Genomic DNA, 3,127 nt, shown 5'->3' on the forward strand with positions numbered 1-3,127 from the left:
GTTCAGCACCAGGCGCCGCAGGCTGGCGCGGCGGCGCGACTGGCCGGGGAGGCTGGCCAGGCCCAGCCCGATCAGCCCGCCCATCGAGGTGCCGACCAGGTCATAGGGCCGCCCCAGCCCGCGCAGCAGCGGCTGCAGCAGCGCCACATAGGTCGGCACGGCATAGAGCCGCGGATCGGCCAGCCAGGAGGACATCCCGCGGCCGGGCATGTCGGGGCAGAGGACGCGGTGGCCCCCGGCGGCCAGCGCCATGGCCAGCGGGTCGAAGTCGCGACCGTTGCGCGACAGCCCGTGCAGGCAGAGGACGGGGGCGCCGTCGGGCGGCCCCCATTCCACCCAGCGCAGGTCGACGGCGCCCATGACGAGGCGACCGGGCGGCAGGGGCACGCGGATCGCCCCCGGCCGGGGCCCGGGGAAGGACGTGGTCACACCCCCTTCCCCGCGGTCATCAGACGATGCCGCCCTTGCGCAGCGCGGCGATCGCCTCGGCGTCGTAGCCGAGCCCCGCCAGCACGTCGTCGGTGTGCTGGCCCAGCACCGGCGCCGCCAGGCGGTAGTCCGGCGGCGTCGCCGAAAGCTTCACCGGATTGGCGATGACGGTGACCTCCTCGCCCGAGGCATGCGGCATGCGCACCACCATGTCGCGCGCCACCACATGCGGGTCGGCAAAGACCTCTTTCAAGGTGTTGATGGGACCGCAACCGATCTTCAGGGCCTCCAGGGCCTCGATCCAGACCTTGGTCGGCTTGGTCCTGGTGACCGCCGTCAGCGTCTCGGTGACCAGCGCCCGGTTGCCGACGCGGGCCGCGTTGGTCGCGTAGCGCTCGTCCGCCAGCAGGTGCTCCAGAGCAAAATTCTTGCAGAAGCGCTCGAAGGTGGGGTCGTTGCCGATCGACAGCACCATGTAGCCGTCCTCGGTCGGGAAGACCTGGTAGGGCACGATGTTCGGGTGCTGGTTGCCGAGCCGCGGCGGGTTCTCGCTGGTCGCCAGGTAGTTCATGCCCTGGTTGGCCAGCCAGGCGACATGGGTGTCGAGCATGCCGATGTCGATCTGCTGGCCCTGGCCCGTCGCCTCGCGGTGGCGGAGCGCTGCCAGGATGCCGATGGTGCCGTAGAGGCCGGCGAAGAGGTCGGCGACCGGGATGCCGACCTTCTGCGGCTCGCCCTTCGGCTCGCCGGTCAGCGACATGACGCCGCCCATCGCCTGGATCAGCGCGTCATAGCCGGGGCGCGGCGCATAGGGGCCGGTCTGGCCGAAGCCGGTGATCGAGCAGTAGATCAGCTTCGGGTACTTTTCTTTCAGTTCGTTCCAACCCAGGCCGTACTTCGCCAGGGCGCCCACCTTGAAATTCTCGACCAAAATGTCGGCGTTCTCGAGCAGCCTGTGCACGATCGCCTGGCCCTCGGCCTGGGCGATGTCGACGGTCAGCGACTTCTTGTTGCGGTTCACGCCGACGAAATAGGCGCTCTCCTTGGTCTTCGGCACATAGGGTGGCGCGAAGGCGCGGGTGTCGTCGCCGGCCTCGGGGCGCTCGATCTTGATGACGTCGGCGCCGAGGTCGCCCAGCATCTGCGTGCAGGTGGGGCCTGCCAGCACCCGGGTCAGATCCACCACGCGCAGGCCCTTCAGCGGGCCGGTCGGTTCCGTCATCAATTCGTTCCTTGGTCTTCTCGTTCGTCACCGGTGACACCCGGGTTTCACCCCGGGGCGGCCGCGCATCAAGCCAGATTCGCGGCGATCCCGCCACCCGGCCCGCGCGCCGGCGCCGCCCCGGGGCCGCCGCGCCCGCCGCCCGCGGTGCCGGCGGCCAGCCATTGCGGCAGCAGCGCGTCCAGCTCCTGCGGCCGGTCGATGGCATAGCCCTGGGCGCAGTCGACGCCGAGGCCGGCCAGCAGGTCCAGGATCGCCGCGTCCTCGACGAATTCGGCGACGGTCGCCGCGCCGATCTCGCGGGCGATGCGGGTGATCGAGCGGACGATGGCCAGGTCGATCGGGCTGTCGGGCAGGTTGCGGATGAAGGTGCCGTCGATCTTCAGGCCGTCGACCCGGAAGGCGCGGAGGTAGCCGAAGGAGGAGAGCCCCGCGCCGAAATCGTCCAGCGCCACCCGGCAGCCCTGGGCGCGGATGCGGTCGATGATGCCGCGCGCCTGGTCGATGTTGCTGACGAGCGCGGTCTCGGTGATCTCCAGCGTCAGCGCTGCCGGCGGCAGCGCCGAGGCCTCCAGCAGGCCGAGGAAGAAGGCGAGGAAGCCGGGGTCGTTCAGGGAATTGGCGGAAATGTTGATGGCCAGCGCCAGGTCGGGCACGGCGGCCAAGGCAGGGGCGCGGCGCTGCAGCACCTCGGCCAGGACCCAGCGGTCGATCTCGGCCATCAGGTCGTAGCGCTCGGCGACCGGGATGAAGAGGGCGGGCGAGACCAGGCTGCCATCGCGCGCGACCATCCGCAGCAGCAGCTCGTGATGCGCGTGGCCCCCGGGGCGGATGGCGGCGATGCGCTGGGCATGCAGGCGGAAGCGGTTCTCGCGCAGCGCTTCGCGGAGCTCCGCCGCCATGATGATCTCGCGGTGCCGGGCGGCGCCCTCGCGGGCGTCCTGGGCATAGGCGATGATGCGGTTGCGCCCGGCATGCTTGGCGGCGTAGCAGGCGACGTCGGCCTGCTTCATCACCGTGTTGCGCGTTTCCGAGCCGGCAGTGATGGCGACCACCCCCATGCTGGCGGTCATCGGATAGGCCCGCCCCTCCCAGAGGAAGGGCACCGCGGCGATGGCGTGGAGCAGCCGGTCGAGCTCGGCCATGGCGGCCTCCGCCGGGCGGTCGAACAGGATGATGGCGAATTCGTCGCCGCCGAGCCGGGCCACCAGGTCGTTCGGCTTCAGCTCGCGGCACAGCAGTCCGGCCACCACCCGCAGCAGCGCGTCGCCCGCCGCGTGGCCCGCCGTGTCGTTGACGATCTTGAAGCGGTCGAGGTCGATGAAGCAGAGCGCATGCTCGAGGCCGCGCTCGCGCGCCGAATCGACCGCCTCGACCAGCACCGCCTCGAACTTGCGGCGGTTGGGCAGGCCGGTCAGCGCGTCGTGCAGGGCGCTGAACTCCAGCTCGCGCTGCATGGCGCGCAGCGAGCTGACA

3 protein-coding genes are annotated in these 3,127 nt (G+C 70.9%); all 3 read right to left on the minus strand.

Annotation, left to right across the window (positions count from 1 at the left end; genetic code table 11):
- On the minus strand, window positions 1–387 hold a 387-nt coding region (locus tag BKE38_RS28105), incomplete at its 3' end, for an alpha/beta fold hydrolase (RefSeq protein WP_242662606.1).
- 61 nt (window positions 388–448) lie between these two features.
- Complete coding sequence (locus BKE38_RS28110) at window positions 449–1,651, minus strand: CaiB/BaiF CoA transferase family protein (RefSeq protein ID WP_076960456.1); 1,203 nt, start codon at window positions 1,649–1,651, stop codon at window positions 449–451.
- A gap of 68 nt (window positions 1,652–1,719) precedes the next feature.
- A partial coding sequence (locus BKE38_RS28115; RefSeq protein ID WP_131829764.1) for an EAL domain-containing protein occupies window positions 1,720–3,127 on the minus strand: 1,408 nt, incomplete at its 5' end.

Source organism: Teichococcus deserti, assembly GCF_001982615.1.
In the GTDB taxonomy this organism is placed as follows: domain Bacteria; phylum Pseudomonadota; class Alphaproteobacteria; order Acetobacterales; family Acetobacteraceae; genus Pseudoroseomonas; species Pseudoroseomonas deserti.